20 protein-coding genes are annotated in these 26,061 nt (G+C 66.7%); all 20 read right to left on the reverse strand.

Annotation, left to right across the window (positions count from 1 at the left end):
- Positions 1-40 precede the first annotated feature (40 nt).
- Positions 41-853 (reverse strand): formate/nitrite transporter family protein, encoded by an 813-nt coding sequence (locus G7045_RS02660; RefSeq protein WP_166156928.1) that lies wholly within the window; start codon positions 851-853, stop codon positions 41-43.
- A gap of 277 nt (positions 854-1,130) precedes the next feature.
- Entirely contained in the window at positions 1,131-3,503 is a 2,373-nt protein-coding gene (locus G7045_RS02665) for a TonB-dependent siderophore receptor (protein ID WP_166156931.1), read from the reverse strand.
- Complete coding sequence (locus tag G7045_RS02670; protein ID WP_166156934.1) at positions 3,500-4,039, reverse strand: YfiR family protein; 540 nt, start codon at positions 4,037-4,039, stop codon at positions 3,500-3,502. The genes G7045_RS02665 and G7045_RS02670 overlap by 4 nt, the downstream gene beginning before the upstream one ends.
- A gap of 1 nt (position 4,040) precedes the next feature.
- Positions 4,041-5,288 (reverse strand): sensor domain-containing diguanylate cyclase, encoded by a 1,248-nt coding sequence (locus G7045_RS02675; protein ID WP_166156937.1) that lies wholly within the window; start codon positions 5,286-5,288, stop codon positions 4,041-4,043.
- A 57-nt stretch (positions 5,289-5,345) separates the two neighbouring features.
- On the reverse strand, positions 5,346-6,215 hold the full coding sequence (gene bla / locus G7045_RS02680) for a class A beta-lactamase (RefSeq protein ID WP_166156940.1): 870 nt from the start codon (positions 6,213-6,215) through the stop codon (positions 5,346-5,348).
- 82 nt (positions 6,216-6,297) lie between these two features.
- On the reverse strand, positions 6,298-7,530 hold the full coding sequence (locus tag G7045_RS02685; RefSeq protein WP_166156943.1) for a nitrate/nitrite transporter: 1,233 nt from the start codon (positions 7,528-7,530) through the stop codon (positions 6,298-6,300).
- Positions 7,531-7,564: 34 nt separating this feature from the next.
- Positions 7,565-10,387: a nitrate reductase gene (locus G7045_RS02690; protein WP_166156946.1), complete on the reverse strand. Its 2,823-nt coding sequence runs from the start codon at positions 10,385-10,387 to the stop codon at positions 7,565-7,567.
- 33 nt (positions 10,388-10,420) lie between these two features.
- Positions 10,421-10,801: a nitrite reductase small subunit NirD gene (nirD, locus tag G7045_RS02695; RefSeq protein ID WP_166156949.1), complete on the reverse strand. Its 381-nt coding sequence runs from the start codon at positions 10,799-10,801 to the stop codon at positions 10,421-10,423.
- Between the two features lie 64 nt (positions 10,802-10,865).
- Positions 10,866-13,316, reverse strand: a complete 2,451-nt coding sequence (nirB, locus tag G7045_RS02700; protein WP_166156952.1) for a nitrite reductase large subunit NirB — start codon at positions 13,314-13,316, stop codon at positions 10,866-10,868.
- Between the two features lie 191 nt (positions 13,317-13,507).
- Positions 13,508-14,380 carry an acetyl-CoA carboxylase, carboxyltransferase subunit beta gene (gene accD / locus G7045_RS02705; protein WP_166156955.1) on the reverse strand — a complete coding sequence of 291 codons (873 nt, stop codon included), beginning with the start codon at positions 14,378-14,380 and terminating at the stop codon, positions 13,508-13,510.
- 175 nt (positions 14,381-14,555) lie between these two features.
- Positions 14,556-15,365, reverse strand: a complete 810-nt coding sequence (gene trpA / locus G7045_RS02710) for a tryptophan synthase subunit alpha (RefSeq protein WP_166156958.1) — start codon at positions 15,363-15,365, stop codon at positions 14,556-14,558.
- Positions 15,362-16,615, reverse strand: coding sequence for a tryptophan synthase subunit beta (gene trpB, locus G7045_RS02715; RefSeq protein ID WP_166156961.1), 1,254 nt, complete (start codon positions 16,613-16,615; stop codon positions 15,362-15,364). Before trpB ends, trpA begins: the two co-directional genes overlap by 4 nt.
- On the reverse strand, positions 16,612-17,364 hold the full coding sequence (locus G7045_RS02720) for a phosphoribosylanthranilate isomerase (protein WP_166156964.1): 753 nt from the start codon (positions 17,362-17,364) through the stop codon (positions 16,612-16,614). Before G7045_RS02720 ends, trpB begins: the two co-directional genes overlap by 4 nt.
- Positions 17,361-18,188, reverse strand: coding sequence for a tRNA pseudouridine(38-40) synthase TruA (gene truA / locus G7045_RS02725; protein ID WP_166156967.1), 828 nt, complete (start codon positions 18,186-18,188; stop codon positions 17,361-17,363). Before truA ends, G7045_RS02720 begins: the two co-directional genes overlap by 4 nt.
- Positions 18,188-20,830 carry a FimV/HubP family polar landmark protein gene (locus G7045_RS02730; RefSeq protein WP_166160324.1) on the reverse strand — a complete coding sequence of 881 codons (2,643 nt, stop codon included), beginning with the start codon at positions 20,828-20,830 and terminating at the stop codon, positions 18,188-18,190. The genes truA and G7045_RS02730 overlap by 1 nt, the downstream gene beginning before the upstream one ends.
- 441 nt (positions 20,831-21,271) lie before the next feature.
- Entirely contained in the window at positions 21,272-22,384 is a 1,113-nt protein-coding gene (asd, locus tag G7045_RS02735; protein ID WP_166156970.1) for an aspartate-semialdehyde dehydrogenase, read from the reverse strand.
- 270 nt (positions 22,385-22,654) lie between these two features.
- Positions 22,655-23,725, reverse strand: coding sequence for a 3-isopropylmalate dehydrogenase (gene leuB / locus G7045_RS02740; RefSeq protein WP_166156973.1), 1,071 nt, complete (start codon positions 23,723-23,725; stop codon positions 22,655-22,657).
- A gap of 69 nt (positions 23,726-23,794) precedes the next feature.
- A complete protein-coding gene (gene leuD, locus G7045_RS02745; RefSeq protein WP_166156976.1) occupies positions 23,795-24,448 on the reverse strand; it encodes a 3-isopropylmalate dehydratase small subunit in 654 nt (217 codons plus the stop codon).
- A 23-nt stretch (positions 24,449-24,471) separates the two neighbouring features.
- A complete protein-coding gene (locus G7045_RS02750) occupies positions 24,472-24,594 on the reverse strand; it encodes an entericidin A/B family lipoprotein (protein ID WP_166156979.1) in 123 nt (40 codons plus the stop codon).
- A gap of 11 nt (positions 24,595-24,605) precedes the next feature.
- Positions 24,606-26,027: a 3-isopropylmalate dehydratase large subunit gene (gene leuC, locus G7045_RS02755; RefSeq protein ID WP_166156982.1), complete on the reverse strand. Its 1,422-nt coding sequence runs from the start codon at positions 26,025-26,027 to the stop codon at positions 24,606-24,608.
- Between the last annotated feature and the right edge of the window lie 34 nt (positions 26,028-26,061).

Below are 26,061 nucleotides of genomic sequence, written 5' to 3' on the forward strand. Positions count from 1 at the left end.
AATGAACACCCCCCTGTCGCAAGGCTGGGGGGGTTTGCTTTCAGGTCAGCGTGCGCGTTGGCGCCGTGCGCGCGTGCGTGGTGTAGAGCGTCAGGCCGGTGAACGCCAGGCCGCCGACGATGTTGCCCAGCACCACGGGGATTTCGTTCCAGATCAGGTAATCCATGATGGAAAAGTTGCCACCCATCATCAGGCCCGAGGGGAACAAAAACATGTTCACCACCGAATGCTCAAAACCCATGGCAAAGAACAGCATGATGGGCATCCACATGGCAATCACCTTGCCGCTGACGGTCGTCGAGATCATGGCGCCGACCACACCGGTGGACACCATCCAGTTGCACAGCACGCCACGCAGGAAGATGGTGCACCAGCCCATCAGCCCGTACTGTGCGTAACCCAGGGTGCGGGCCTCGCCGATGTGGCCGATTTTTTGCCCGATCTCGTTGGGCGCGATGGAAAAGCCATAGGTGAAGATGAAGGCCATCATCGCCGCCACGGTGAGTGCGCCCAGGAAGTTGCCCACGAACACCAGGCCCCAGTTGCGTGCAATGCCACCCAGGGTCACGCCCGGACGTTTGTCCAGCCAGGCCAGGGGCGTGAGCATGAATACGCCGGTCAGCAGGTCAAAACCCAGCAGGTAGAGCATGCACACGCCCACCGGGAACAGCATGGCGCCAATCAGGGCTGAGCCACTCATGACGGTGGCCGTGACGGCAAACACCGCCGCCAGCGCCAGGATGGCGCCGGCCATGAAGGCGCGGATCAGCGTGTCGCGCGTGGACATATAAATCTTGGCTTCGCCGGTATCGACCATCTTGGTGACGAATTCGGCGGGGGAGAGGTAGGCCATGGTGCAAGCTCCTGGGGCTAAAAACAAAGACGCAGGGCTTTACGCAAGGGCCGTGCCAGGGCTGTGCTCGGGGTCGCTCCTGGGGCTCAGGCGCCTGCCAGGTGGGCGGGAAGGTGCGGCTGTGCGCCATGCTGGTGCAGACGGGCACATTGGCTGTGCATGGCGGTGTTTTTGGGTAAAAAAACACCTCAAACGCTTGTCAATAAAGCGTGAGTAGCTATAAAAATAATAGCAATTTAAACGGCAATTTAAACGGCAATTTAAACGGCAATTTGAACTAAAACTGTATCCCCAACCGCAGGTAGTACGCTGCGCCGTTGTAGCCAAACGGTGCGTACTGTGAGTAGCGGATGGGCTTGCCTGCACCTGTGATGGCGTCGTCGGTCTCGCCCCATGCCTCGGGCTTGGTGTTGAGTACGTTGGTGCCGCCCAGGGTCAGGGTGGTGTGCGTGTTGATCTGGTAGCGCCATTGCAAATCCAGCGTCCAGCGGGCGGCGAAGGTCACAGGCGTGTAGCCATAGGTGCTGGCGTAACTGCCGTAGCGGCTCACGTTCGCCGCGAGTGTGTGGCGGGGGGTGCTGTACGCAGTCCAGAGTTTGAAGGCGCTGCTCGGTTGGCCCGATTCCATCGTTACCCGGGTGTACGGGTCGAGGATCAGGTCCGTCATGTCCACCCCCAGCACGGCGGGCGCGCGGTTGACCTGGGTGATGCGCGTGCGCGCGTGCTGCCAGCCGGCGCTCAGGTGCCAGCGCCGGCCCTGGGGCAGGTCGTGCTGGTAGTCCAGGCGCAGGTCTACGCCGCGCGTGCGCGTGCCCACAGCGTTGGTGAAGTAGGTGGCGCCGTCCACATGCTGCTGCTGCAAGATGGCCTGGGCCTGTGGGCTGAGTTGGGCCAGGTTCCAGCCGGCGATGTAGCCCGTGGGCATGATGCGGTCGCGGATGTCGGTGATGAAGGTGTCGGCGCTGGCCGTGAGGTTGTGCGTGGGCCGCCAGACCGTGCCCAGGGTGAAATGCTGCGAGGTTTCGGACTTGAGGTCGGCAGCGCCCAGGGCGCGGGCCACAGGGTGATCGACTCCGTAGTGGCCAAACTGCAGGATCTCGGCGCCATCGCGCACCATGGAGGTCGAGGTGTAGTTGGTTTGCGCCAGCGATGGCGCACGAAAGCCGCTGCTGATGCTGGTGCGCAGCAGCCAAGTGGGCGTGGGCTGCAGGCGCAGGGCCAGCTTGCCGTTGACGGTTGGGCCAAAGTCGCTGTAGTGCTCGGCGCGGGTGGCCGCGTTGAGCGTGAGGGTGGGCGCCAGCGCGTATTTCAGATCCAGGTACAGGGCGTGGCTGCTGCGCTGGGCGCTGACGGCATTGTCGGGTGCAAAGCCGCCAAAGCCCTGCGCCCCGGCGTACCAGGGTGAATCGGGCCCGAGCAGGTAGGAGGCCGGCTCACCGGCGCGGATGCGGTAGCGCTCGCGCCGGTATTCGTAGCCGCCGGCGAGCAGGTGCGGCCCGAAGGCGCGGCTGAAATCGGCGTTGAGGCTGTGCTGGGCCACGGCGGTGGCGCCGCTGTCGAATGTGGTGGGGGTGCTCAGGCCGAGCGAGCGGTTGAGCGAATTGGCAACATAGAAGTGAAAGTCGTTGCCGCCGCCGGTGTAGGCCAGGTTCCATTGTGTGCCGTCGGCCCAGCGGCCCTTGGCGCCCAGGGTGGCCGAAAGATCAGAGATGCGCGGTTCGATACGTGGCAAAAAGCCCTGGGGATAGAGGGCGGGCAGGTTGCGCTCGTCGCCTGCCGGGCGAAAGAAAGCGCCGGCGCTGCTGTGGCGGCGGCTGACCTGGCCGTGGGTGTAGAGCGTGGTGTCGCCCCGGGGGACTTCAGCGTTCCAGGCCAGCAGTGCGTCTTGCGTGTCGGCGTCGCCAAAGTGCAGGTTGGTGCGCCCGCCGTCTTGCGGATCGGGCTCGGCGCGGTTGGTGGCGCCCCGATCGCGCAGCTCGGCCGTGAGGTTGATAAAGCCATCGCCTGCCAACGGGCGGGTGTAAAAGACGCTGGCCTGGCGCTGCAGGCCATCGCCCGCCGTGGTTTGCCCCAGGTGCAGTTGCGCTTGGCTGGTGTGGCCGTAGCCTTTGAGCACGATGTTGAGAATGCCGGCGATGGCGTCCGAGCCGTACTGCGCTGCCGCGCCGTCGCGCAGCACCTCCACGCGCTCGACCGCCAGCAGGGGAATGGCGTCCAGATCCACCCCCGTACTGCCCCGGCCTATGGTGCCGTTCATGTGCAAGAGCGCGCCTTGGTGCTGGCGTTTGCCGTTGACCAGCACCAGCACCTGGTCGGGGTTGAGCGCACGCAGGGTGAAGGGCGGCGCGTGGTCGGTGCCGTCGGCAATCGAGGGGCGCGGGTGGTTCATGCCCGGCACCAGCGCGGCCAGGGCCTGGGTGAGCTGCAGGGGGCCCACCGATTGCAGTTGCTCGGCGGTGTACACGTCGATGGGCACAAGGGCGTCGGGCGCGTTGTGCGCGCCGTCGCGCGAGCCGACGTCGGCCTGCGGCGGGGTTTGCACGCGCACCAGCTCGTCGAGCGGTAGCGCGTACAGGTCGTGTGTGGGTGCATCGGCCCAGGCAGCGTGGCAGAGCGCGCCAAGGGACAGGAGGCTCAGGAGTCGCTTCATGGCTGGCCTCCCCGCAGCACCGTGGCAATGGACAACAGGGGCGCTGCAATGTGCAGGCCGGTTTTGACGGCAGCGTCGTAATTGATCTTGATCTGCACCTGCTGCGCAACGAAGTTGATCTGGATGATTCCGCCTTGCTCGGCAAAGCCTTTGGCGTCGCTCACGCTCAAGATGCCGTGCTCTTGTGCATAGGCAATGGCGGCCTGGCGGGTGGCAACCGTGGGCATGGCGATAAAAAGCATGTCCGGCTGGCCCACCTCTTGTACCTGGGCCACGCTGCGGATGCGCACGGGCCGGCCCTGGATGCGCTGCGTGGCATACAACTGGGCCAGCTGCTCGCTCAGGGGGTGGCTGCCCAGGACGGTGATGTCAAACGCTGCGCGCTCGGGCTGCGGCCACTGCACATAGCTGGCAAAGCGCCCCAGAAAGACGGCCTTGAGCTGCAGCTCATCCTGCCCCGGCCACGCTGGCGCCATGCCCGCGAGCAGGCACAAGAGCGTGGCCAGCAGGGGTTTGAGGCGTGTGAAGGGGGGCACGTCAGGCGCTTTCAACGCGGTTGCGGCCGGCCTGCTTGGCGCGGTACAGGGCCTGGTCGGCGGCTTCGATCAGCGCCATGGCAGCGTCGGCACGGGCGCTGCCTACGTGCAGGCCCAGGCTGACGGTCACTTGCAGCTGTGGGCCCTGCGCCAGGACGAAGCGGTGGCTGGCCACGCTGGCACGGATGCGTTCGGCGATCTCGGTGGTGGTGGCCAGGTCGGCGCCGTCGCACAGCAGCAAAAATTCTTCGCCGCCGTAGCGCGCGGCCAGATCGTAGGTGCGGATGCCCGCTTGCAAGATGCGCGCAATTTCCTGCAGTACCTGGTCGCCCGCCGGGTGGCCGTGCTGGTCGTTGACTTGTTTGAAATGGTCCACGTCGAGCAGGATCACGCCCATGGATTCGTGCTTGCGCTGGGCGCGGGTGGCCATGGCTTGCAGGGTTTCCAGGGCATGGCCTCGGTTGGCCAGGCCGGTGAGGGCATCGGTGGTGGCCAGACGGCTGAGCAGCTCGTCGCGCTGTCGGATCTCGTGCAGCATGGCATTGAAGCCCCGGTAGAGCTCGCCAAACTCGTCCGTGCGCAGCGTGCCCAGCGTGGCGGTGTAGTCCTTGCTGTGGCCAATGCGGCGCATACTGGCCAGCAGCTGCAGCATGGGGCGCGTGAAAATCAGTTGCAAACGCCAGGACAACAGCAGCAGGCTGGCAAAAATCAGCAGCGATGCGCCGCCTTGCAGCCACATAAAGCTGCGCATCTTGGCGTACATGGCGTCGTTGTCGGCCAGCAGTGCGAGGGTGCCCAGGTGCGTGTCATCCAAGGTGATGGGGTAGAGCACGTAGTGGTGGGTGCGCTCCATGCCTTCGTGCACTCCAGCCTGGGGGGCCATCAGGGGCTTGATGCGCGCTTGCCAGGCTTTGGCCGCAGACGCGGGCATGGCGGGTGCGAGGTACTGGCTGAGCAACTGGCCGTGTTCGTTCTCGACGAAGGCGTAGTGGATGTGCGGGTTGGTGTGCAGCGCCGCCAGCATTTTGTCGGCGCTTTGTGCGTCATGGAACGCCAGTGCGGCGCGCATGTTCTCGCTGGTGATGGCGGCGATCTGGTGCAGGGCGCGCAGCGACGACTGGCGCTCGGCAGCAAAGGTGGAGTACAGCGCCACCAGGGAAGATACCAACAGCCCCAGCCCCAGGCTCAGGCCGAGCAGCACCACGAGTTTGTAGCGGATGGAGAGCTGATCGAGCGAGAGGACGTTCAAGGCAGGGCAGTAGCGGGGGGCTGGATCGACGGCACTATACCCAAGGATTTTGGATGTTTACAGGGGACTATTGCGGGCGGCGTGGGCCACCTGCGCAAGCGCAGCCTCGCGGGTTTGCAGGCTGGCCGCAGACTCTGTCAGGAACGCCGCCACCACCAGGGGCGCATGTCCTGCGGGCCAGTAGATACCGACGTCGTTGGTGGTTCCATGGCCGCCGGTGCCGGTTTTGCTGCCCACGCGCCAATCGGCGGGCATCTGGGCCGCCAGCCGCGCGGTGTTGGTGCGTGTGCCTCGTAGCCATTGGGTGAGTTGGGCGCGGCTGCGGGCGGACAGGGCATCGCCCAGGACGCAGCGCTGCAGTAGCCCCGCCATGGCCCGGGGGCTGCTGGTGTCGCGCGCATCGCCAGGCGTGGCCTCGTTGAGCTCGGGCTCCCAGCGGTCCAGGCGCGTGACTGGGTCGTCGAGCTGGCGCGCAAACTGTGTCAGCCCTTTGGGGCCGCCAAGGGTGTGCAGAATCAGGTTGGCTGCGGCGTTGTCGCTTTCGGTGATGGCGGCGTGGCACAGCGCGGCCAGGGTCATGCCGTTGCCGTCGGCATGGCGCTCGGTCACGGGCGACCAGTGCAGCAGTGCTTCAGGCCCGAAGGGAATTTGACGTTCGAGCTGTTCCAGGCCCTGGTCTACCCGCTGCAGCACATGCGCGGCAGCGAGCCACTTGAACGTGCTGCACATGGGAAAACGCTCATCGAGACGATGGCCGGTAAGCCGTCCGCTGTGTGTGTTCAGCACCGCCACGCCCAGGCGCCCCTGGCTGCTGGCTTCTATGGCTTGCCAGGGTGGGGGTTCTGTGGTGGTTGCGGCGGCGGCCCAGCCTGGGGCGAGCGCGCCGCACGACAGCAGAGCGAAGCGATGGAAGTCTCGACGTTGCATGGGGCTGGAATGTCAAAGCTTTCAATGATATGTGCGGTCGCGCAGTTATCGGGCGGTGTTGTGCGCTATGCAGCTGTGTTCGTTAGGCGACCGGGGCTGCCTGGGGCAGTGGTGCGCGCCCGCCAGCACGGCTCCAGCTGCGTGTCCAGCGCGGCTGCAGCAGGTGCAGCACAGCCAGCATGGTCACGGCCAGCACGGCCAGGGCGATGAAGCCCCACAGGTAGCTGCCCAGGTACTGGCGTGACAGGCCCATGGTGGCCGGCACCAGGCCGCCGCCCAGTGCGCCGATCTCGCCGATCATGGAGCCGGCCACGGCCGTGCTCTGCGGCCAGCGCAGCGGCACCAGCTGGAACAGCGCGCCGTTGCCCGCGCCCAGGGCGGCAAAGCACAGCAGCAGCAGCGCCGTGGTTCCCAACAGCGAGGTTTGGGTGAGACTGCAGGCGCCCAGGCTCAGGCCGACGGTGACGAGCACTACGGTCAGGGTGTTGATGCCGCCCCAGTGGTCGGACAACCAGCCGCCGACGATGCGCAGCGCCGCGCCCATGAAGGCGGCCAGCATGGTCAGCTGCCCGGCCTGTACCTTGCTCACACCGAACTGGTCGTAGTAGTAGGTTGGCAAAAACGTGACCAGGCCGATGAAGCCGCCGAAGGTGACAGCGTAGATGGCGCTGAAGGCCCAGCCATCCAGCTCGAACAGGCAGGCGATGTGCTCGCGCAGCGAGGCGTGCGGTGCCACGTCCTCGGGTTCGCGCGCCAGCGTCAGCATGACGGCAATGGGCAGCAGCAGACCCAGGGCGGTGAGGCCGTAGACCGCCTTCCAGCCCCACAGCTGCGCTAGCGCCGGCGCCAGCAGCGCGGCCACCGAGGTGCCGACGTTGCCCGCGCCCACCAGCCCCATGGCCAGGCCCTTGTAGCGCGGCGGGAACGAGCCCGAGCCCAGCGACAGCGCCACGCCAAAGCTGGCCCCGGCTACGCCCAGCAGCACACCCATGGCCAGCAGGTCGTTGAAGGTTTCGACGACAAAGTAGCCGTACAAGAGCGCGATGGCGATACCGCCCATCTCCACCAGGGTGGCGTTCTTGCGCCCGATGTACTGCGCTAGCACGCCCAGCGGAAAGCGCATCAGCGCGCCGGCAAAGATGGGCACTGAGAGCATCAGTCCCACCTGCGCGGGCGTCAGCTGCAGTGCCTCTTTGATAAAGGGCGCCATGGCGCCGTTGGACACCCAGACGCCGCAGCAGTAGGTGAAGTAAACAAAGGCCGCCAGCAGCGTGGGCGCGTGGCCGGCTTTGAGAAAGGAGCGAAATCCCGCCATGGTGTGTCTCCGTGGAAGTAAGGAAGAGGGGGGGTCAGGCCGCTGCCATGCTGGCCTGCACCATGCGCTGCAGCTGCGGTACGCAGGAGCCGCATTGCGTGCCGCAGCGCAGCTCGGCCTTCAGGCGCTGCAGGCGGGTGGGTGCATCGCCTTCGCAGGCCTTGAGCAGGCCGGTGATGGAGTTCTCGCCCACGCCCTCGCAGGCGCAGACGGTGGCACCGCGCGGGGCCAGTGGCTGCGGCGGCTGGGCGCCGGGTTGCAGCAGGGCGCGGCGCAGGGGCTGGGCATCCAGGCGTTCCTGCAGCAGCGGGGCGATCCAGGCCTGGGCACTCACATCCCCGGCCAGCAGCACGGCCTGCAGCTGCTGGGCCTTGCCTGCGGCCTCCAGCCGGGCGCGGCGCCACTGGCCCCGGCGCGCGTCGCGGTAGGCCAGCAGGCCCGCGCCCTGCAGGCCCAGGATGGCGGCGATGCGCTCGACCAGCGCCTCGTCCACGGCCTGGTGCGCGGCGGCGCGCAACTGAACGCCACAGCCTTGCACGCTGCTGCCCTGCTCGGCGCGGCCAAACAGGCTGCAGCTGGCAAAGGGGAATTGCTCCATCAGCGCTTCAAGCTGCTGGCGCACGCGCTGCACCTGGGCCAGCGGCAGCCAGGCCTGGGCCCACAGGCCCCAGGGCAGCTCGGCCTTCAGCACCTTGATGGCCGTGTGCTTGAGCTCGGGCTGCAGCGATTGCGGGCAGCGCGCGTCGGCTGTCAGCGCGTTGACGCCCGCCAGGCGCCGCCCCGTGCTGCTGGCGCCGCCCAGCGCCTCGTCGCCCCAGTGCATGGGCAGGAACACCTGGCCGGGCGCCAGCGTGCTGCTCTCCTGCACCGGGGCGACGATGCTGCCCCGGCGGCTGGTGAGGTAGGCCAGGTCGCCGTCCTTGAGGCCCAGGCGCACCATGTCGGCGGCGTGCAGCTCGGCGCGCGGCTCGCTGGCGTGGGCCCAGAGGTTTTCCACCAGGCCGCTGCGGCTCAGGCCATGCCACTGGTCGCGCAGGCGGCCGGTGATGAGGGCGAAGGGGTGGCGCGCGTCGGTGGGCTCGGCCACGCTGGCGGGCAGCTGCAGGGCAAAGCGCGCGCGGCCGTCGGGGGTGGCGAAATGCTGGTCGGTGTACAGGCGCGCAAGGCCCTGGCTCTGGCCCTCGGGGCAGGGCCATTGGCGCGGCGCGGCTTCGAGCTGCGCCCAGGACAGGCCCGTGATGTCCAGGTCGCGCCCGCGCGTGCTTTCGCGGTGCTCGTTCCAGATGGCCTCGGGGCCGTCGTAGGGGAACAGGCTGGGCAAGGCGGCGCGGCTGGGCAGCAGCGGCTGCAGGCGCCGTGCCACCTCGGTGACGATGCGCCAGTCGGCCCAGGCCAGATCCGGCGGTGCAATAGCGGCGCGCACGCGGCTGATGCGGCGCTCGCTGTTGGTGACGGTGCCCTCTTTTTCGCCCCAGGTGCTGGCGGGCAGCAGCAGGTCGGCGTAGCGCGCCGTGGCGCCCGTGGCGTAGGCGTCTTGCACCACCACGTACTCGGCGCGCTGCAGGGCGCGGCGCACCAGGGTCTGGTCGGGCAGGCTGTGCGCGGGGTTGGTGCAGGCAATCCACAAGAGCTTGATCTGCCCGTCGGCGGCGGCCTGGAACATCTCTACTGCGGCCTTGCCCGGCTGCGCGGGCACGCTGGGCACGCCCCACAGTGCGGCGACTTCGGCGCGGTGCTGGGCGTCGGCCAGGTTGCGGTGGGCGCTGAGCTGGTTGGCCAGCGCACCGACCTCGCGCCCGCCCATGGCGTTGGGCTGGCCGGTGAGCGAGAACGGCCCCGCGCCGGCCTTGCCGATCTGGCCACAGGCCAGGTGCAGGTTGATGAGGGCGGTGTTGTTGTCGGTGCCGTGCGCGGATTGGTTCAGGCCCTGGCAGTACAGGCTGAGCGTGGGCTGGCGGGTGGCCTGCGTGATGTGCCCATCGTGCACGCCGGCAAACCAGCGCGCCGCCTGCAGCAGTTCGGCGGGGGCGATGCCGCAGTGCTGTGCGACGGCCTCGGGCGTGGCTTGGGCGACGAGGGCAGCCAGGGCCGTCCAGCCCTGGGTGCGGGTGGCGATGAAGCGCTCGTCGAGCCAGCCCTGCTCCAGGATGCAGCGCAGCATGCCGTGGTAGAGCCACACGTCCGAGCCGGGTTTCAAGGCCAGGTGCAGGTCGGCCAGCTCGGCGCTGTCGGTGCGGCGCGGGTCGCAGACGATGATTTTGAGCGCCGGGTTGGCGCGTTTCGCGTCCTCGATGCGCCTGAACAGGATGGGGTGCGCCCAGGCCGGGTTCGCGCCGCTGATGAACAGCGTGGCGGCCTGGGCGATGTCGTCGTAGCAGGCGGGTGGCGCGTCGGCGCCCAGCGTGGCCTTGTAGCCGGCCACGGCGCTGCTCATGCACAGGCGTGAGTTGGTGTCGATGTTGTTCGTGCCCAGCAGCCCCTTGGCGAACTTGTTGAAGGCGTAGTAGTCCTCGGTCAGCAGCTGGCCCGAGACGTAGAGGCCCACGGCGTCCGGCCCATGCTGCCGCACGGTGCTGGCCAGGCGCTGGGCCAGGCCGTCGAGCGCTGTATTCCAGGCGATGGGCTGGGCGCTGCCTGTGCGTGTGCTGCGCTGCTGCGGCTGCAGCAGGCGCACCTGGGGCGTGAGTTCGGGCCTGGCCGTCAGGTGCAGCGTCGAGCCCTTGGAGCACAGGCGGCCCCGGTTGGCCGGGTGCTCCGGGTCGCCGCGCACGCCGGTGATGCGGCCGGCCTCGCTTTCGATCAACACGCCGCAGCCGACGCCGCAGTAGGGACAGGTGGAGGGGGTAGAGGTCTTCATGCGCGACCGCCTTCTCGTGGTGCGTGTCGGGGGTTACGTACAGCGCAGCGCCGGCCCGGCCAGCGGGCGCGTTTGCGTCAGTGCATGGCTGGCCAGTTCGGTCGCGTCCAGATAGACGGCGCCGGCTTCTATTTGCACGCGGAAGGTGGGCGTGCTGCCCTCATCGGGCGCCAGCGCCTGGCCGTCGGCCAGGGCTATCGTCCAGTTGTGCAGCGGGCAGGCAACGTTGGCGCCGAACACCATGCCCTGGCTCAGCGGCCCGCCCTTGTAGGGGCTGTAGTCGAGCAGGGCGTAGACGGCGTCGGCGGCGGTGCGAAACAGCGCCACCTCCAGCCCCTGGGGGCGTGCGACGCGGCGCGCGCCCTGGCGCGGGATGTCGGCGACTTGGCAGATGTATTTCCATTGCGGGTTCATTGCTATACCTTTCATAGCTGCTAGCGCTTATCCATTGGGCGCTAGAGCCTGTTTTTGCTTGAAATCAAATAGCGACGGCGATCGGGATGAACTGGCGCTCGTCCACGCGCGCCTTCTCGCCCTCGAACCACGGGTCGGGCTCGCCCTCCAGGGCGAACTGCAGCCGCGCCCACAGCGCCTGGCGGTTGTCCGCGTCTTCCAGCACCTTGTGCTTGACGTGTTCCAGCCCCACGCGGGCGACGTAGTGCGTGGTGCGCTCCAGGTACCAGCCCTCTTCGCGGTAGAGCTGCAGGAAGGCGCCACTGATCTCCATCACCTCCTCGGCGGTTTTCACCTTGGTGAAGAAGTGCGCCACCTCGGTCTTGATGCCGCCGTTGCCGGCAATGTGAATCTCCCAACCGGAATCGACGCCGATGATCCCCACGTCCTTGATGCCGCTTTCGGCGCAGTTGCGCGGGCAGCCGCTGACGGCGAGCTTGACCTTGTGCGGTGCGTACATGCGCCACAGCGCACGCTCCAGGTCGCGGCCGAGCTGGCTGCTGTCTTGCGTGCCAAAGCGGCACCATTCGCTGCCCACGCAGGTCTTCACGGTGCGCAGGCTCTTGCCGTAGGCGTGGCCGCAGGGCATACCGATGTCGCGCCACACGCCCTGCAGGTCTTCCTTTTTCACGCCCAAGAGGTCGATGCGCTGGCCGCCCGTGACCTTGACGCCGGGGATCTGGTACTTGTCCACCACGTCGGCAATGCGGCGCAGCTCGGCCGCCGTGGTCTCGCCACCCCACATGCGCGGGATGACGGAATACGTGCCGTCCTTCTGGATGTTGGCGTGGCTGCGCTCGTTGATGGCGCGGCTTTGCGGGTCGTCCAGCGCCTCCTTGGGCCAGGTGCTGGTGAGGTAGTAGTTGACTGCCGGACGGCATTTGGGGCAGCCGTCGGGCGTCTTCCACTCCATGAAGGCGAAGACTTCTTCCTTGCTGATGAGGTGGTGGGTGCGAATCGCATCGCGCACCGCCTGGTGGCCGTGGTCGGTGCAGGCGCACACCGGCTGGGCAGTGCTGGCCGCCGCGTAGGCGCCGCCCACGGTGGCCATCAAAATCTGCTCGACCAGGCCCGTGCACGAGCCGCAGCTGGCGCTGGCCTTGGTGTGCTTGCGCACCTCGTCGATGGTGAACAGGCCTTTTTCCTTGATCGCCTTGCAGATCGTGCCCTTGGTCACGCCGTTGCAGCCGCAGACCTCGAAGCTGTCGGGCAAGGTCGCCGCCTGGTTCTGGCCGGCGTGGCCGCCTTCGCCGATGTTGCTCTCGCCAAACATCAGCTTGTCGCGCAGCTCGGCCACGCTGCGGCCCTCGCGCAGCAGCCGGAAGTACCAGCTGCCATCGACCGTGTTGCCGTACAGGCAGGCGCCGACCAGCTTATCGTCCTTGAGCACCAGCTTTTTGTACTGGCCGCTGCCGGGGTCGCTGAGCAAAATCTCCTCGGTGCCCTCGCCGCCCATGAAGTCGCCGGCGGAGAACAGATCGATGCCCGTGACCTTGAGCTTGGTCGAGGTCTGCGAGCCCACATAGCGGCCAATGCCGAATTCGGCCAGGTGATTCGCCAGCACCTTGCCTTGCTCGAACAGCGGCGCCACCAGGCCATAGGCCACGCCCCGGTGCGCAGCGCATTCGCCCACGGCGTAGATGCGTGCGTCGGTGGTGGTCTGCATGGTGTCGTTCACCACGATGCCCCGGTTCACGTGCAGGCGCATGGATTCGGCCAACTGGGTGTTGGGGCGGATGCCCACGGCCATCACCACCAGATCGGCGCTCACTTCGCTGCCGTCCTTGAAGCGCACGGCTTTCACCCGGCCATCGTCACCGCCCAGCAGCTCCTGGGTCTGCGCCGACATCAGGAAGTTCATGCCGCGCTCGGCCAGCGCTTTTTGCAGCATCTGCCCGGCCACGGGGTCGAGCTGGCGCTCCATCAGCCATTCGCCGGCGTGCACCACGGTCACTTGCATGCCGCGCTTCATCAGGCCGTTGGCGGCCTCCAGCCCCAGCAGGCCGCCGCCGATGACCACTGCGTGCCGGTACTTGGCGGCGGCGTCGATCATGGCCTGCGTGTCGGCAATGTCGCGGTAGGCCAATACGCCCGCCAAGTCCTTGCCCGGGATCGGCAGCATGAAGGGGTTGGAGCCCGTGGCCAGGATCAGCCGGTCGTAGGGCACGGTGATGGCCTCGCCGTTCGCATCCGTGGCGTGCACCGTGCGCCGCGCGCGGTTGACCTCGGTCACGGTGGTGCCGGTGTGCAAGGTGATGCCGTGCTCCTGGTACCAGGACCAATCGTTGAGCACGATCTGCTCCAGCGTCTGCTCGCCCGCCAGCACGGGCGAGAGCAGGATGCGGTTGTAGTTGGGGTGCGGCTCGGCGCCGAAGATGGTGATGTCGTAGAGCTCGGGCGCGAGCTTGAGCAGCTCTTCGAGCGTGCGCACCCCCGCCATGCCGTTGCCTACCAGAACCAGTTTTGCTCGCTTCATCGTGTGCCCTTCTGCAGTGAATGCAGTGGGAGTACGCAATGACCGTGCCAGGGTGTTTTCCCTTGGGGAAGGTCTGGGATGGTGCGTGTTGGGCCTGATTTGGTGCAAACCCTCGGCCCATGCACCAAGCAGGGGAATGACGACGTAAAAAAACCGCCAGGCGGCGGTTTGGGGTTGGGGCTGCTGCGCGCTTATGCGACGGCGTCTGCCGGCAGGCGCTGGAGCATGGCCAGGCTCTTGGCGATGGTGTCGCGCAGCTCGCGCCGATCGACGATCATGTCCACGGCGCCTTTTTCCTGCAGGAATTCGGCGCGCTGAAAGCCCTCGGGCAGCTTGACGCGCACAGTGGTTTCAATCACACGTGGGCCAGCAAAGCCGATCAGCGCCTTGGGTTCGGCGATGACGATGTCGCCGATGAAGGCGAAGCCGGCGGAAACGCCGCCCATGGTCGGGTCGGTGAGTACGCTGATATAGGGCAGGCCTTTTTGCGCCAGGCGTGTGAGGGCGGCATTGGTCTTGGCCATTTGCATGAGAGAGAACAGACCCTCTTGCATCCGTGCGCCACCGGTGGCGGTAAAGCAGATGAAGGGCACCTTCTGTTCGATCGCGGTCTCCACCCCGCGCACAAAGCGCTCGCCCACCACCGAGCCCATGGAGCCGGCCATGAAGTCGAATTCGAAGCAGGCCGCCACCACGTTGATGCTCTTGACCGCGCCGCCCATGACGATGAGCGCATCGGTCTCGCCGGTATTTTCCAGCGCTTCTTTCAGGCGCTCGGGGTACTTGCGGCTGTCCTTGAATTTCAGGGCATCGACCGGCAGCACTTCCTGGCCGATTTCATAGCGGCCTTCGTTGTCGAGGAAGGCGTCGAGGCGCGCGCGCGCACCGATGCGGTGGTGGTGGCTGCAACCGGGGCAGACGTTCTGGTTGAATTCCAGGTCGTTCTTGTACAGCACCGTCTCGCAGCTGGGGCACTTGATCCACAGGCCCTCGGGCATCTGGCGGCGCTCGGTGGGGTTGGTTTGCTGGATCTTGGAGGGCAGGAGTTTTTCGAGCCAGGACATGGGTGTTCCTTCTATGAATTTGCCAGGCTGTACGCACAGCCTATGAAACTGGCACGGCCCAGGCCAGTGGCCGCCGTGCAAGGGCCGCCCCGCTGCACTGGCGGCGTCCCCCTTCCCGCGCGAAGCGCGAGAGAAGGGGGAAGCGGCGCAGCCGCTCAGGGGGTTGCGTTCTTGATTATGCGTCGAGGGCCTTGCGCACGCCGCGCAGAAAGTCCACGGTGACGGCCACCACTTTTTCGTGCGGCTGGTCTTCGATCAGTTGGATGATGCGGCTGCCGATGACCACGGCGTCGGCCACCTGGCCGATGGCCTGGGCCGTGGCCGCGTCGCGGATGCCAAAGCCCACGCCCACCGGGATGCTGACGTGGCGGCGGATGACGGGCAGCATGGCGGCGACTTCCTCGGTGTTGAGCGCGCCCGAGCCGGTCACGCCCTTGAGCGAGACGTAGTACACGTAGCCGCTGGCCACGCGCGCCACCTGCTGCATACGCTCCTCGGTGCTGGTGGGGGCGAGCAAAAAGATCAAATCCATGCTGTGGGCCTGCAGCTGCGCGGCAAAGTCTTCGCACTCCTCGGGCGGGTAGTCCACCACCAAAATGCCATCGACCCCGGCAGCGGCGGCATCGCGCACAAAAGCGCCCGTGCCGTGGATCTGGTCGTAACGCTCGACCGGGTTGGCGTAGCCCATCAGCACCACGGGTGTGCTCTGGTTGCGCTGGCGAAAGCTGCGCACCATGTCCAGCACCTGCACCATGCCAATGCCCAGCGACAGGGCTTTTTCGCCCGCTTTCTGGATCACGGGGCCGTCGGCCATGGGGTCGGAAAACGGCACGCCGAGTTCGATCACGTCGGCCCCGGCCTCGACCATGCCGTGCATGAGGGCGGGCGTGATGTCGGCAAACGGGAAGCCGGCGGTGACGTAGGGAATCAGGGCCTTGCGGCCCTTGGCTTGCAGTTGTGCAAAGGTGTCCTGGATGCGGCTCATGGCTTGTCTGCTCCCTTGACCTTGAGGCCGCGCATGGAGGGCCGGTCGTAAAAATCGGCGCCCGAGAGGTCGGCCACGGTGCCAATGTCCTTGTCGCCCCGGCCCGAGAGGTTGACCAGGATGGACTGGTCGGCGCGCATCGTCGGCGCGAGCTTCATGGCGTAGGCAAAGGCGTGGCTCGATTCGAGCGCGGGGATGATGCCCTCGGTGCGGCACAGGTGGTGAAAGGCCGCCAGCGCCTCGGCGTCGGTGATGCCGACGTATTGGGCGCGGCCTGTTTCCTGCAGCCAGGCGTGCTCGGGGCCGACGCCGGGGTAGTCCAGCCCGGCGCTGATGCTGTGTGTCTCGGTGATCTGGCCGTTTTCGTCCTGCAGGATGAAGGTGCGGTTGCCGTGCAGCACGCCGCTGGTGCCGCGCTGCAGGCTGGCCGAATGCTTGCCGCTGTCGAGCCCCTCGCCGGCCGCTTCCACGCCAATCAGGCGCGTGTCCGCATGGTCGATATAGGGGTAGAAGATGCCCATGGCGTTGCTGCCGCCGCCCACGCAGGCGACCACGGCGTCGGGCTGGCGGCCTGGGCCCAGGAATTCGGGCATCTGCGCCAGGCACTCCTCGCCAATCACCTTCTGGAAGTCGCGCACCATCATGGGGTAGGGGTGGGGGCCGGCGACGGTGCCGATGATGTAGAAGGTGTTGTCCACATTCGCCACCCAGTCGCGCATGGCTTCGTTGAGCGCGTCTTTGAGCGTTTTGCTGCCCGATTCGACCGGCACCACCGTGGCGCCCAGCAGCTTCATGCGGTAGACGTTGGGGCTTTGGCGCTTCACGTCCTCGGCGCCCATGTACACGATGCATTCGAGGCCATAGCGCGCGCAGATGGTGGCCGTGGCCACGCCGTGCTGGCCGGCCCCGGTTTCGGCAATGATGCGCGGCTTGCCCATGCGCTTGGCGAGCATGGCCTGGCCGATGACGTTGTTGATCTTGTGCGCGCCGGTGTGGTTGAGGTCTTCGCGCTTCAAGTAAATCTGCGCGCCGCCGAGCTCGCGGCTGGTGCGCGCGGCGTGGTACACGGGCGAGGGGCGGCCCACGAAGTGCGCCAGCTCGGCTTGGAATTCGGCCTGGAACGCTGGGTCGTTTTGGTAGCGGGCGTAGGCCTCGCGCAGCTCGGTCAGGGCGTGGGTCAGCGTCTCGCTGGCGAAGCTGCCGCCGTAGGGGCCGAAGTGGCCGCGTGCGTCAGGTTGTTGGTAGATCATGGGTATTTTTGTGCAAGTTGGGCGTCGGCCGCACGCACGGCGGCAACGAAGCGGTGGATCTTGTCGGCATCCTTGATGCCTTTGAGGGGCTGGCCGTCGGCGCCCGTGGCTTCGACGCCGGAGCTGACGTCAACCGTGAGCGTGCGGCAGCGCGGGCGCACTTGCACGATGCCATCGGTCACGTTTGCAGGCGTGAGTCCACCAGACAAAACGAGGTGAGAGTTGACGCTTGGTGGAAGGAGTGACCAATCGAATGCCTTGCCGCCGCCGCCATAGCCTTCGACATGCGCGTCGAGCAAGATGGCCTGGGCTTGAGAAAAATCCTGCGCGTATTTTACGAGGTCAAAATTTGCCGCCCCCGCGCCCAGGGGAATGCGCGCCGCCCGCAGCCAGGGGCGCGCGCCCAGGCCGCTGGCGGCCCAGCAATCGGCGGGCGATTCATCACCATGAAATTGGGCTGTAGCGCCCGGTACATAAGCGCAAGCAGCTATCACATTGATAGCATTTTCGTTCACGAACAGCAGTACGGGCGTGACGAAGGGCGGCAGGCGCTGCGCCAGCGCGGCGGCGCGCTCTGGGGTGATGGCGCGCGGGCTCTTGGCGTAGAGCACAAAGCCCACGGCATCGGCCCCAGCGGCCACGGCGCAGTCCACGTCCTGCTCACGCGTGAGGCCGCAGATCTTGATGCGGGTGCGGGAGGCGGGCAGGGGGGTGGGGGGACTGGTGGGGCTGGGGGCGGGGCTGCTCATGGCAGCCAATCATACGCAGCCGTGCGCGTGGGCAGGTTCCACTCCGGGCCGTACACCGGGCCGAGGAAGTACAGGCCATCAGGGGCAAAGGTGGGCGCAGCCGCGTCGCGCGAGCGCGCGGCGAGCACCTGCGCCATCCAGTCGGCGGGCCGTGCGCCCTGGCCGATGGCGATCAGGCAGCCCATGATGTTGCGCACCATGTGGTGCAGGAAGGCATTGCCCTCGAATTCAAAGCGCCAGTAGCAGCTCTCGCTGCCCTCGCCCCCGCTGCGGCGCTGGCTGATGGCGATGCGGTGCAGGGTCTTGATGGGCGTCTTGGCCTGGCAGGCGCTGGCGCGAAACGAGGTGAAGTCGTGCTCGCCCAGCAGGTGGGCAGCACCGGCGCGCATGGCGTCGCCGTCGAGCGGGTGGAACACCCAGCCCACGCGCCCGGCCTCCACGCTCGGGCGCACGGGCGACTGCAGCAGCACGTAGGCGTAGCGCCGCGCTGTGGCGCAAGCGCGGGCGTGGAAGGCGGCCGGCACGGCCTGCGCCCATTGCACGGCAATGTCGGGCGGCAAAAAGGTGTTGGTGCCGCGCACCCAGGAAAACGGCGTGCGCTCGACCGGTGCATCAAAGTGCACCACCTGCATCAGGCCGTGCACGCCGGCGTCGGTGCGCCCGGCGCACAGGGTGGGCAGGGGCGCGCCCAAAGCCACGAAGCGGCCCAGGGCCGCTTCGAGGTGGTCTTGTACGGTGTTGCCACCGGGCTGGCTTTGCCAGCCCCGGTAGCGTTGCCCGTTGTAGCTCACGCCCAGGGCAACGCGGGTACTTGCTGCGGGCATCAGCCTATCTTGGTCAGGAGTTTTTGTGCCCGCTCTTTGACGGCGCCGCTGGCTTCCGCAATGACTTCTTCGATCAGGCTGCGGGCGCCGTCGCTGTCGCCAATGGCGTGAAATTCTTCGGCCAGCGCGAGCTTGGTGGCGAGTGGGTCGCTGTCGTCGGCTCCGGTGGCCATCGGCAGGTGCTCCTCCAGGGGCAGGGCGTGGGTGTCGGAATCGAGGTCGAGCGAGAGATCGCCGAGGTCGAATTCGAGCGAATCCGAGGCTGGGGCTGGGGCTGCTGTAGGCGCCAGCGATGCGGCGGCAGAATCGAGCAGGCCCAGGTCCGAGGTTGGGAAGTCGAGCGCGGCACCCAGGTCGGCCACGGGGGCTTCGGGGGCGGCTTCGGGAAGGTGGAAGTCGGGCATGTCCAGCGTCGGCATGTCGGCCATGGGTTCTATGGCCTGCGCAGCGGTGGCAGCCGCAGCCGCAAAGTTGCCGGGAGCGGCGTCACCGACGGGGGCTGGCAGGCTGTTGCCCAGGTCGAGATCCAAGTCCAGGCTCGGCGGCGTCGCCACCGGTTCGGCCTTGGGCTGGGGCGTGACAGGGGTCGTCTGCAGGAAGTCCGGCGCAGGTGTGGGCGCAGTCTCAGCCGTCATCCTGGGGTGGCCGCCGGGTTGGTACATCGGGTTTTCGGGGTCGAGGCCGCGACCGAGGTCGGTGACGCGGTTCCAGTCCTGGCCCTGGCCTTGGGTTTGACGGAAGATTTCTGCCGCCACGACTTCGAGTGCCTTGCGATCCTGGCGCTTGGCGTAAATCTCAGCGAGCTTGACCTGGATAGAGGAGCGATCGGGGTTGTGGCGCGCAGCTTCCTTGAGGATTTCTTCGGCCTGCAGGTCGCGGCCATAGGCCAGGTAAACATCGGCCTCGGCCACGGGATCGACGTCGCCGCCGGCATCGAGCTGGCTCGGCGAGTACGCCAGGGACGAGCCACCGGTGGTCATTTCGCTGTTGGCGGTGTCCACGCGCTGGCCGCCGCTTTGGCCAAAGAAGGAGTCGGGCTGCAGCTTGCTTTCCATGAAGCTGCTGTCCACGCCAGTGCCAGCGGCCTGGCGGCGGCGCTGCCAGACACGGTAGCCACCAAAGCCCAGCAGCAGGGCCAGCAGGCCGCCACCGGCCATGGGCACCATTGGGTCTTCGAGCAGGCTGTCGATGAAGCTGGGCTCAGGCTGCGGTTCGGGGGCGGGCGGCGGCGGGGCCTTGGGCGTTGGTGCGGGTGCCGGGGTAGGTTCGACCGGGGCTGCTTCAGCTGCAGGGGGTTCGGCGGCTGCGGGCTCTGTCGGCGCTGCGGGTGTTTCGGCGGGCGCAGCTGCGGCGGCAGGCTCAGGTGCGGCGGCTGGGGCCGGGGTGGGAGCTGGCGCCGGTGCGGCGGCAGGGGCCGGGGTCGGTGCTGGGGTGGGGGCGGCGGCAGGAGTGGGCGCCGGAGTGGGTGCAGGTGCAGCTGGCGGGGTGGCTACGGGGGCAGCCACGGGTACGTTCACGCCGGCGGCGGGTTTGGCGGCTGCGGCTGCGGCTGCAGCGGGGGCTGGTGCGCCGGCTGCACCGATCTGGTTCAGCTCGGAGAGGTTGCGCGAGAGCTCGGCCTTGCGGGTGGCGGTTTCTTCGGCCTGCTTGGCTTTGGCAAGTTTGTCGTCGGCCGATTTTTGGCCTTTCATGGCGCCCTTGGAGAGCGTGAGCTTGTCGGGAGCGGCTTGGCTTGGGCGCTTGTCTTGCACCTCGGTTTGCACTTTGCCGCTGGCGCTGCGGCTGGCGCTGCCAACGTCGGCGCTGGGGGCCGAGGTGGCAAGCTTGCGGCGGAACTCGCCAAAGTCGCGGCTTTGCGTGGCCACGATCTGGCGTGCTTCGCTTTGGGAGACGGACTGCGCATTGGCGGCGTCGGGCATGTGCAGCACGGCGCCGGATTTGAGGCGGTTGACGTTGCCGCCGACGAAGGCGTCGGGGTTGCTGCGCACCATGGCGACGAGCATCTGGTCGAGCGAGACGCCCGAGGGACGGTGGGCTTCAGCCAGGCGACCAGCGGTGTCGCCAGGGCGCGAGGTCACGGTTTCGCCGTCGGCGTGGGAGCTGGTGGCAACGGGTGCGGCAACGGGTGCTGGGGCCGGGCTGGCTTTGGCCTTGGTGCTGGCCTTGCTCTTGGTGGCAGCGCCGGGGGTGGCGCTGCTTGCCTGGGCCGGGGTGCTGACGGCGGCGGGGGCCTTGCGCAGCGTTGGCGGGTCAAACAGCATGGTGTAGCTGCGCACGATCTGGCCGGAGCTCCAGGTGGCGTTGAGCACCAGATCGACGAAGGGCTCGTTCATGGGGCGGCTGCTGGTCAGGTGCAGCACCATGGTGCCGTCGGTGCGCCGCTGCAGCTGGGCCTGGACGCCGTTGATGGCGGTGGAGTATTCCATGCCCTGGGCACGGAACACCTCGGGCGATGCGATTTGCGTGCGCAGGGATTCGGCTTCGGCCGGGGTGATTTGGGGCAGTTCGATTTCAGCGCGCAGGGGCTCGCCCAGGGCCGATTGCACGGTGATGCGGCCCAGGGCCAGGGCAGCGGCGTCGCCCGCGTACAGACCGCCAAGGGCGAGGGCAGCGGCGAGGGCAGAGAATTTCCAGCGGTGCATTTTTGCCATTTGTTGCAGGGGTTGGGTGGCGCGATTGGCCGGCGTTGTTGTCATGGTCGGGTGCCTCTACCGCAGCGCAGAAATAAAAAATGACTTACGAAAATCGGACGGGCGCGACGACGTGGAACCTGTGGCTCTATCTTCGCAGCCCCCCTTTTTGCATAAGTCCTACAAATGTAAAAAAGCACCTTAGCAGCAATGTTTTGCACTGACAAGCGCAAGGCCGGCCCAGGCTTTCCCGGGGGCGGCACGGTGGATTTTTACGTTGGCTGGGGACAACGTACGGTAACTAGCCGTATCCACTACGCAAATTTGTAGCGACAAAAAAGCACTGCAGCGGAGCATTTCTACTGCTTGCATTCACCTTAGCAGCGGCCAGGTGCAACGCAAGGGTGGAAAAATGCGGCGGCTGCAGTGCTTTTTGGCGTTTGACCGTGGCGTTTATGCTGCCAGCAGGATGCGCAACATGCGGCGCAGCGGCTCGGCCGCGCCCCACAGCAACTGGTCGCCAATGACGAAGGCCGACACGTACTCAGGGCCCATATTGAGCTTGCGCACGCGGCCCACGCCCACTTCCAGGCCGCCGGTGATGGCGGCGGGGGTGAGTTCCTTGACCGTGACGGCCTTGTCGTTGGCAACGAACTTGACCCAGGGGTTGCCGCCCTGGATGAGGGCCTCGATCTCGGCCAGCGGCAGATCCTTCTTGAGCTTGAGCGTCAGCGCCAGCGAGTGGCAGCGCATGGCGCCGATGCGTACGCACAGACCGTCCACGGGGATGGTGGCCGCAGTGCCGAGGATTTTGTTGACCTCGGCCTGGCCCTTCCATTCTTCCTTGGACTGGCCGTTATCGAGCTGCGAATCGATCCATGGAATCAGGCCGCCGGCCAGGGGCGCGCCGAAGAATTCGGTGGGCACGTCCTGGCGGATGGTGGCTGCCACCTTGCGGTCGATCTCCAGGATGGCCGAGGCCGGGGTGGCCAGCTCGTCGGCCACGCTGGCGTAGACCACGCCCATGCCCTTCAAGAGCTCGCGCATGTGGTTGGCGCCGCCGCCCGAGGCTGCCTGGTAGGTCATGGAGCTGACCCACTCCACCAGGTCGGCCTTGAACAGACCGGCCAGGCCCATGAGCAAGATGGAGTTGGTGCAGTTGCCGCCGATCCAGTTCTTGCCGCCGGCGGCGAGTTTGTTCTTGATGAGGCCGTCGTTCACCGGGTCGAGCACGATGACGGCGTCATCTTCCATGCGCAGCGCGCTGGCGGCGTCGATCCAGTGGCCCTGCCAGCCGGCGGCGCGGATTTGGGGGAAGACTTCCTTGGTGTAGTCGCCGCCCTGGCAGGTGATGATGATGTCGCATTGGGCCAGCGCGGCGACGTCGTTCGCGTCCTTCAACTGGGTGTGCGTCTTGGCCATGGCGGGCGCCTTGCCGCCGGCGTTGGAGGTGGAGAAGAACACCGGCTCGATGAGGTCGAAGTCGCCTTCGGCCTGCATACGATCCATCAACACCGAGCCGACCATGCCGCGCCAGCCGACCAAACCTACCAATTGCTTGCTCATTTCTATCGCCCTTTCAAGTGGAAAAACAGTGTGTGCCAGACCGGTGGTGGCTGTTTTCCTGCCCCGGCTCGTCTGGCCAGGGAGGGCGCACGACGATGCCGGAGCTGGATCAGCCCTTAATGGTCGTCGTGGTTTTGGAGGTGTTTGCGCACGCGCCGCAGGCCGCAGGGGCGGGCGGTGTTTTCAACGGGAAGGCTGGCGTGGCAAACATAAAAAAACATTGTAGGGGATGCAGCGCGCGGCACTGCATCCGTGAAAGTAAACGCTGCTTTAACGTAAGGCGTTGACCACCGCATCGCCCATCTGCACCGTGCCGACCTTGGTCGTGCCTGCGCTGTAGATGTCGGGCGTGCGCAGGCCCTGGGCCAGCACCTTTTGCACGGCCGCTTCGATGCGGTCGGCGGCCTCGCTCTGGCCCAGGCTGAAGCGCAGCATCATGGCCGCGCTGAGGATGGTGGCCAGCGGATTCGCCACGCCCTTGCCGGCGATGTCGGGCGCGCTGCCGTGGCTGGGTTCGTACAGGCCCTGTTTTTTGTCGTTGAGGCTGGCGCTGGGCAACATGCCGATGGAGCCGGTGAGCATGGAGGCTTCGTCCGAGAGGATGTCGCCGAACATGTTGCCGGTGACGATCACGTCAAACGCCTTGGGCGCCTTCACCAGCTGCATGGCGGCGTTGTCCACGTACATGTGCTGCAGTTCCACGTCGGGGTAGTCTTTGTGCACCTCGGTGACCACGTCTTTCCAGAACTGGAAGGTTTCCAGCACGTTGGCCTTGTCCACACTGGTGACTTTTTTGTTGCGTTTGCGGGCGGCTTCAAAAGCCACGCGGGCGATGCGCTCGATCTCGGGCTTGGAGTAGCGCATGGTGTCAAACGCTTCTTCAGCGCCAGGGAAATGGCCGTCGGTGGCCACCCGGCGCCCGCGCGGCTGGCCGAAGTAGATGTCGCCCGTGAGCTCGCGGATGATGAGAATGTCCAGCCCGGCGATCAGCTCGGGCTTCAAGCTGCTGGCGCCCACGAGCTGCTCGTAGCAGATGGCGGGGCGGAAGTTGGCAAACAGGCCCAGCGCCTTGCGCAGGCCCAGGATGGCCTGCTCGGGGCGCAGCGGGCGGTCGAGCGTGTCGTACTTCCAGTCGCCCACGGCGCCGAACAGGATGGCGTCGGCCGCCTTGGCCAGGTTGAGCGTGGCTTCGGGCAGCGGGTGGCCTGCGGCCTCGTAGGCGGCGCCGCCGACGGGGGCGGTTTCCAGCTCGAACTTCAAGTCCAGGGCTTTGAGAACCTTGACGGCTTCGGTGACGATTTCGGTGCCAATGCCGTCACCCGGCAGAACTGCGATTTTCATGGTTTGCTATTAATTTGATAGCTGCTGGCGCTTGTCTGGTAAGCGCTACAGCTTGTTTTTACTTGAATTTCAGGCGGCCATGGTATGCGCCAGCCAGGGCTTGGCGGCCAGGCGCTGGGCCTCGAAGGCGGCGATTTTTTCCTGGTGGCGCAGCGTCAGGCCGATGTCGTCGAAGCCGTTGAGCAGGCAGTATTTGCGAAACGGCAGCACGTCGAAGGCGATCTCCTCGCCCTGCGGGCGGATGACCACCTGGCGTTCGAGGTCGATGGTCAGCTGGTAGCCCGGCTCGGCAGCGACGGCGTCGAACAGCTGCGCCACCGTGGCCTCGGGCAGGACGATGGGCAACATGCCGTTCTTGAAGCAGTTGTTGAAGAAGATGTCGGCAAAGCTCGGTGCGATCACCGTGCGAAAGCCGTACTGCTCCAGCGCCCAGGGTGCGTGCTCGCGGCTCGATCCGCAGCCGAAGTTCTTGCGCGCCAGCAAGATGCTCGCGCCCTGGTAGCGCGGCTGGTTGAGCACGAAGTCGGGGTTGGGCTGGCGTGCTGCTGCGGGCACGCCGGGCTGGCCGGGTTGGTCCAGGTAGCGCCATTCGTCAAACAGGTTGGGGCCAAAGCCGGTCTTTTGGATCGACTTCAGAAACTGCTTGGGGATGATGGCGTCGGTATCGACGTTTTCGCGGTCCATGGGGGCGACCAGGCCCTGGTGGCGGGTAAATTTTTGCATCGTGCAAGCCTGTGGGGTGCGGTTTACTTGGCCGCGCGCTCGATGGCGTCGCCGGCTTTCTGTACGTCCTGGCCTACGCCTTTGACGGTGTTGCAGCCGGCCAGCATGAAGGCCAGGGCGAGCAGGGCAGCGAGGGTCTTGTTCATGGCAGTTCCTTTCAAGCGATGGTGCGGATATCGACAAAATGACCGTGGATGGCAGCCGCCGCCGCCATGGCCGGGCTCACCAGGTGCGTGCGCCCGCCCGCGCCCTGGCGGCCTTCAAAGTTGCGGTTGCTGGTGGAGGCGCAGCGCTCGCCGGGTTCGAGGCGGTCGGCATTCATGGCCAGGCACATGGAGCAGCCGGGCTCGCGCCACTCAAAACCTGCGGCCTTGAAGACCCGGTCCAGCCCCTCGGCCTCGGCCTGCGCCTTGACCAGGCCCGAGCCTGGCACGACCAGCGCCAGTTTCACGTTCGGTGCAATTTTGCGCCCGCTTTTTTGCACCACGGCGGCGGCGGCGCGCATGTCCTCGATGCGGCTGTTGGTGCAGCTGCCGATGAAGACCTTGTCCACGGCAATGCTTTGCAGCGGTTGATTGGCGTTCAGCCCCATGTAGGCCAGGGCGCGCTCCATGGCGGCGCGCTTGTTGGCGTCGCCCTCTTGCGCCGGGTTGGGCACCTGGGCATCGACGCCGAGCACCATCTCCGGGCTGGTGCCCCAGGTGATTTGCGGCACGATGTCGGCGCCGTTGAGCTCGACCACGGTGTCCCAGTGCGCATCGGCGTCGGAGTGCAAGGTCTGCCAGTAAGCCTCGGCCTGCGCCCATTCGGCGCCGGTGGGGGCCATGGGGCGGCCTTGCACGTAGGCAATGGTTTTGTCATCGACCGCCACCAGACCGGCGCGCGCACCGGCTTCGATGGCCATGTTGCACACCGTCATGCGCCCTTCCATGGAGAGGTCGCTGATCGCCTGGCCGGCAAATTCAATGGTGTAGCCCGTGCCGCCGGCCGTGCCGATCTGGCCGATGATGGCCAGCACGATGTCTTTGGCGGTGATGCCTGCGGCCACCGGGCCGTTGACGCGCACCAGCATGTTCTTGGCCTTTTTGGCCAGCAGCGTCTGCGTGGCCAGCACGTGCTCGACCTCGCTCGTGCCGATGCCGTGGGCGAGGGCCCCGAAGGCGCCGTGCGTGCTGGTGTGGCTGTCGCCGCAGACCACCGTCATGCCCGGCAGCGTGGCGCCGTTTTCCGGCCCGATCACGTGCACGATGCCCTGGCGCTGGTGCATGAAGGGAAAGAACGCGGCGGCGCCGACGGCGGCAATGTTCTTGTCCAGCGTGGTGATCTGCTCTTTGCTGATGGGGTCGGTGATGCCGTCGTAGCCCAGCTCCCAGCCGGTGGTGGGCGTGTTGTGGTCGGCCGTGGCGACGATGGAGCTGGTGCGCCAGACCTTGCGCCCGGCTTCGCGCAGGCCCTCAAAAGCCTGCGGGCTGGTGACTTCGTGCACCAGGTGGCGGTCGATGTAGAGCACGGCGGTGCCGTCTTCTTCGGTGTGGACGACGTGCTCGTCGAAGATTTTGTCGTACAGGGTGCGTCCCATGGCAGTCTCTTTTCTTCGGGGGGTTACAAATCGG

The organism is Acidovorax sp. HDW3, assembly GCF_011303755.1.
GTDB lineage: Bacteria > Pseudomonadota > Gammaproteobacteria > Burkholderiales > Burkholderiaceae_C > Paenacidovorax.

Coding starts and splice junctions, on each gene's coding strand:
- G7045_RS02660 (WP_166156928.1), bottom strand. CDS start 853: ATGGCCTACCTCTCCCCCGCCGAATTCGTCACCAAGATGGTCGATACC.
- G7045_RS02665 (WP_166156931.1), bottom strand. CDS start 3,503: ATGAAGCGACTCCTGAGCCTCCTGTCCCTTGGCGCGCTCTGCCACGCT.
- bla (WP_166156940.1), bottom strand. CDS start 6,215: ATGCAACGTCGAGACTTCCATCGCTTCGCTCTGCTGTCGTGCGGCGCG.
- G7045_RS02685 (WP_166156943.1), bottom strand. CDS start 7,530: ATGGCGGGATTTCGCTCCTTTCTCAAAGCCGGCCACGCGCCCACGCTG.
- G7045_RS02690 (WP_166156946.1), bottom strand. CDS start 10,387: ATGAAGACCTCTACCCCCTCCACCTGTCCCTACTGCGGCGTCGGCTGC.
- nirD (WP_166156949.1), bottom strand. CDS start 10,801: ATGAACCCGCAATGGAAATACATCTGCCAAGTCGCCGACATCCCGCGC.
- nirB (WP_166156952.1), bottom strand. CDS start 13,316: ATGAAGCGAGCAAAACTGGTTCTGGTAGGCAACGGCATGGCGGGGGTG.
- accD (WP_166156955.1), bottom strand. CDS start 14,380: ATGTCCTGGCTCGAAAAACTCCTGCCCTCCAAGATCCAGCAAACCAAC.
- trpA (WP_166156958.1), bottom strand. CDS start 15,365: ATGAGCCGCATCCAGGACACCTTTGCACAACTGCAAGCCAAGGGCCGC.
- trpB (WP_166156961.1), bottom strand. CDS start 16,615: ATGATCTACCAACAACCTGACGCACGCGGCCACTTCGGCCCCTACGGC.
- G7045_RS02720 (WP_166156964.1), bottom strand. CDS start 17,364: ATGAGCAGCCCCGCCCCCAGCCCCACCAGTCCCCCCACCCCCCTGCCC.
- truA (WP_166156967.1), bottom strand. CDS start 18,188: ATGCCCGCAGCAAGTACCCGCGTTGCCCTGGGCGTGAGCTACAACGGG.
- G7045_RS02730 (WP_166160324.1), bottom strand. CDS start 20,830: ATGCACCGCTGGAAATTCTCTGCCCTCGCCGCTGCCCTCGCCCTTGGC.
- asd (WP_166156970.1), bottom strand. CDS start 22,384: ATGAGCAAGCAATTGGTAGGTTTGGTCGGCTGGCGCGGCATGGTCGGC.
- leuB (WP_166156973.1), bottom strand. CDS start 23,725: ATGAAAATCGCAGTTCTGCCGGGTGACGGCATTGGCACCGAAATCGTC.
- leuD (WP_166156976.1), bottom strand. CDS start 24,448: ATGCAAAAATTTACCCGCCACCAGGGCCTGGTCGCCCCCATGGACCGC.
- G7045_RS02750 (WP_166156979.1), bottom strand. CDS start 24,594: ATGAACAAGACCCTCGCTGCCCTGCTCGCCCTGGCCTTCATGCTGGCC.
- leuC (WP_166156982.1), bottom strand. CDS start 26,027: ATGGGACGCACCCTGTACGACAAAATCTTCGACGAGCACGTCGTCCAC.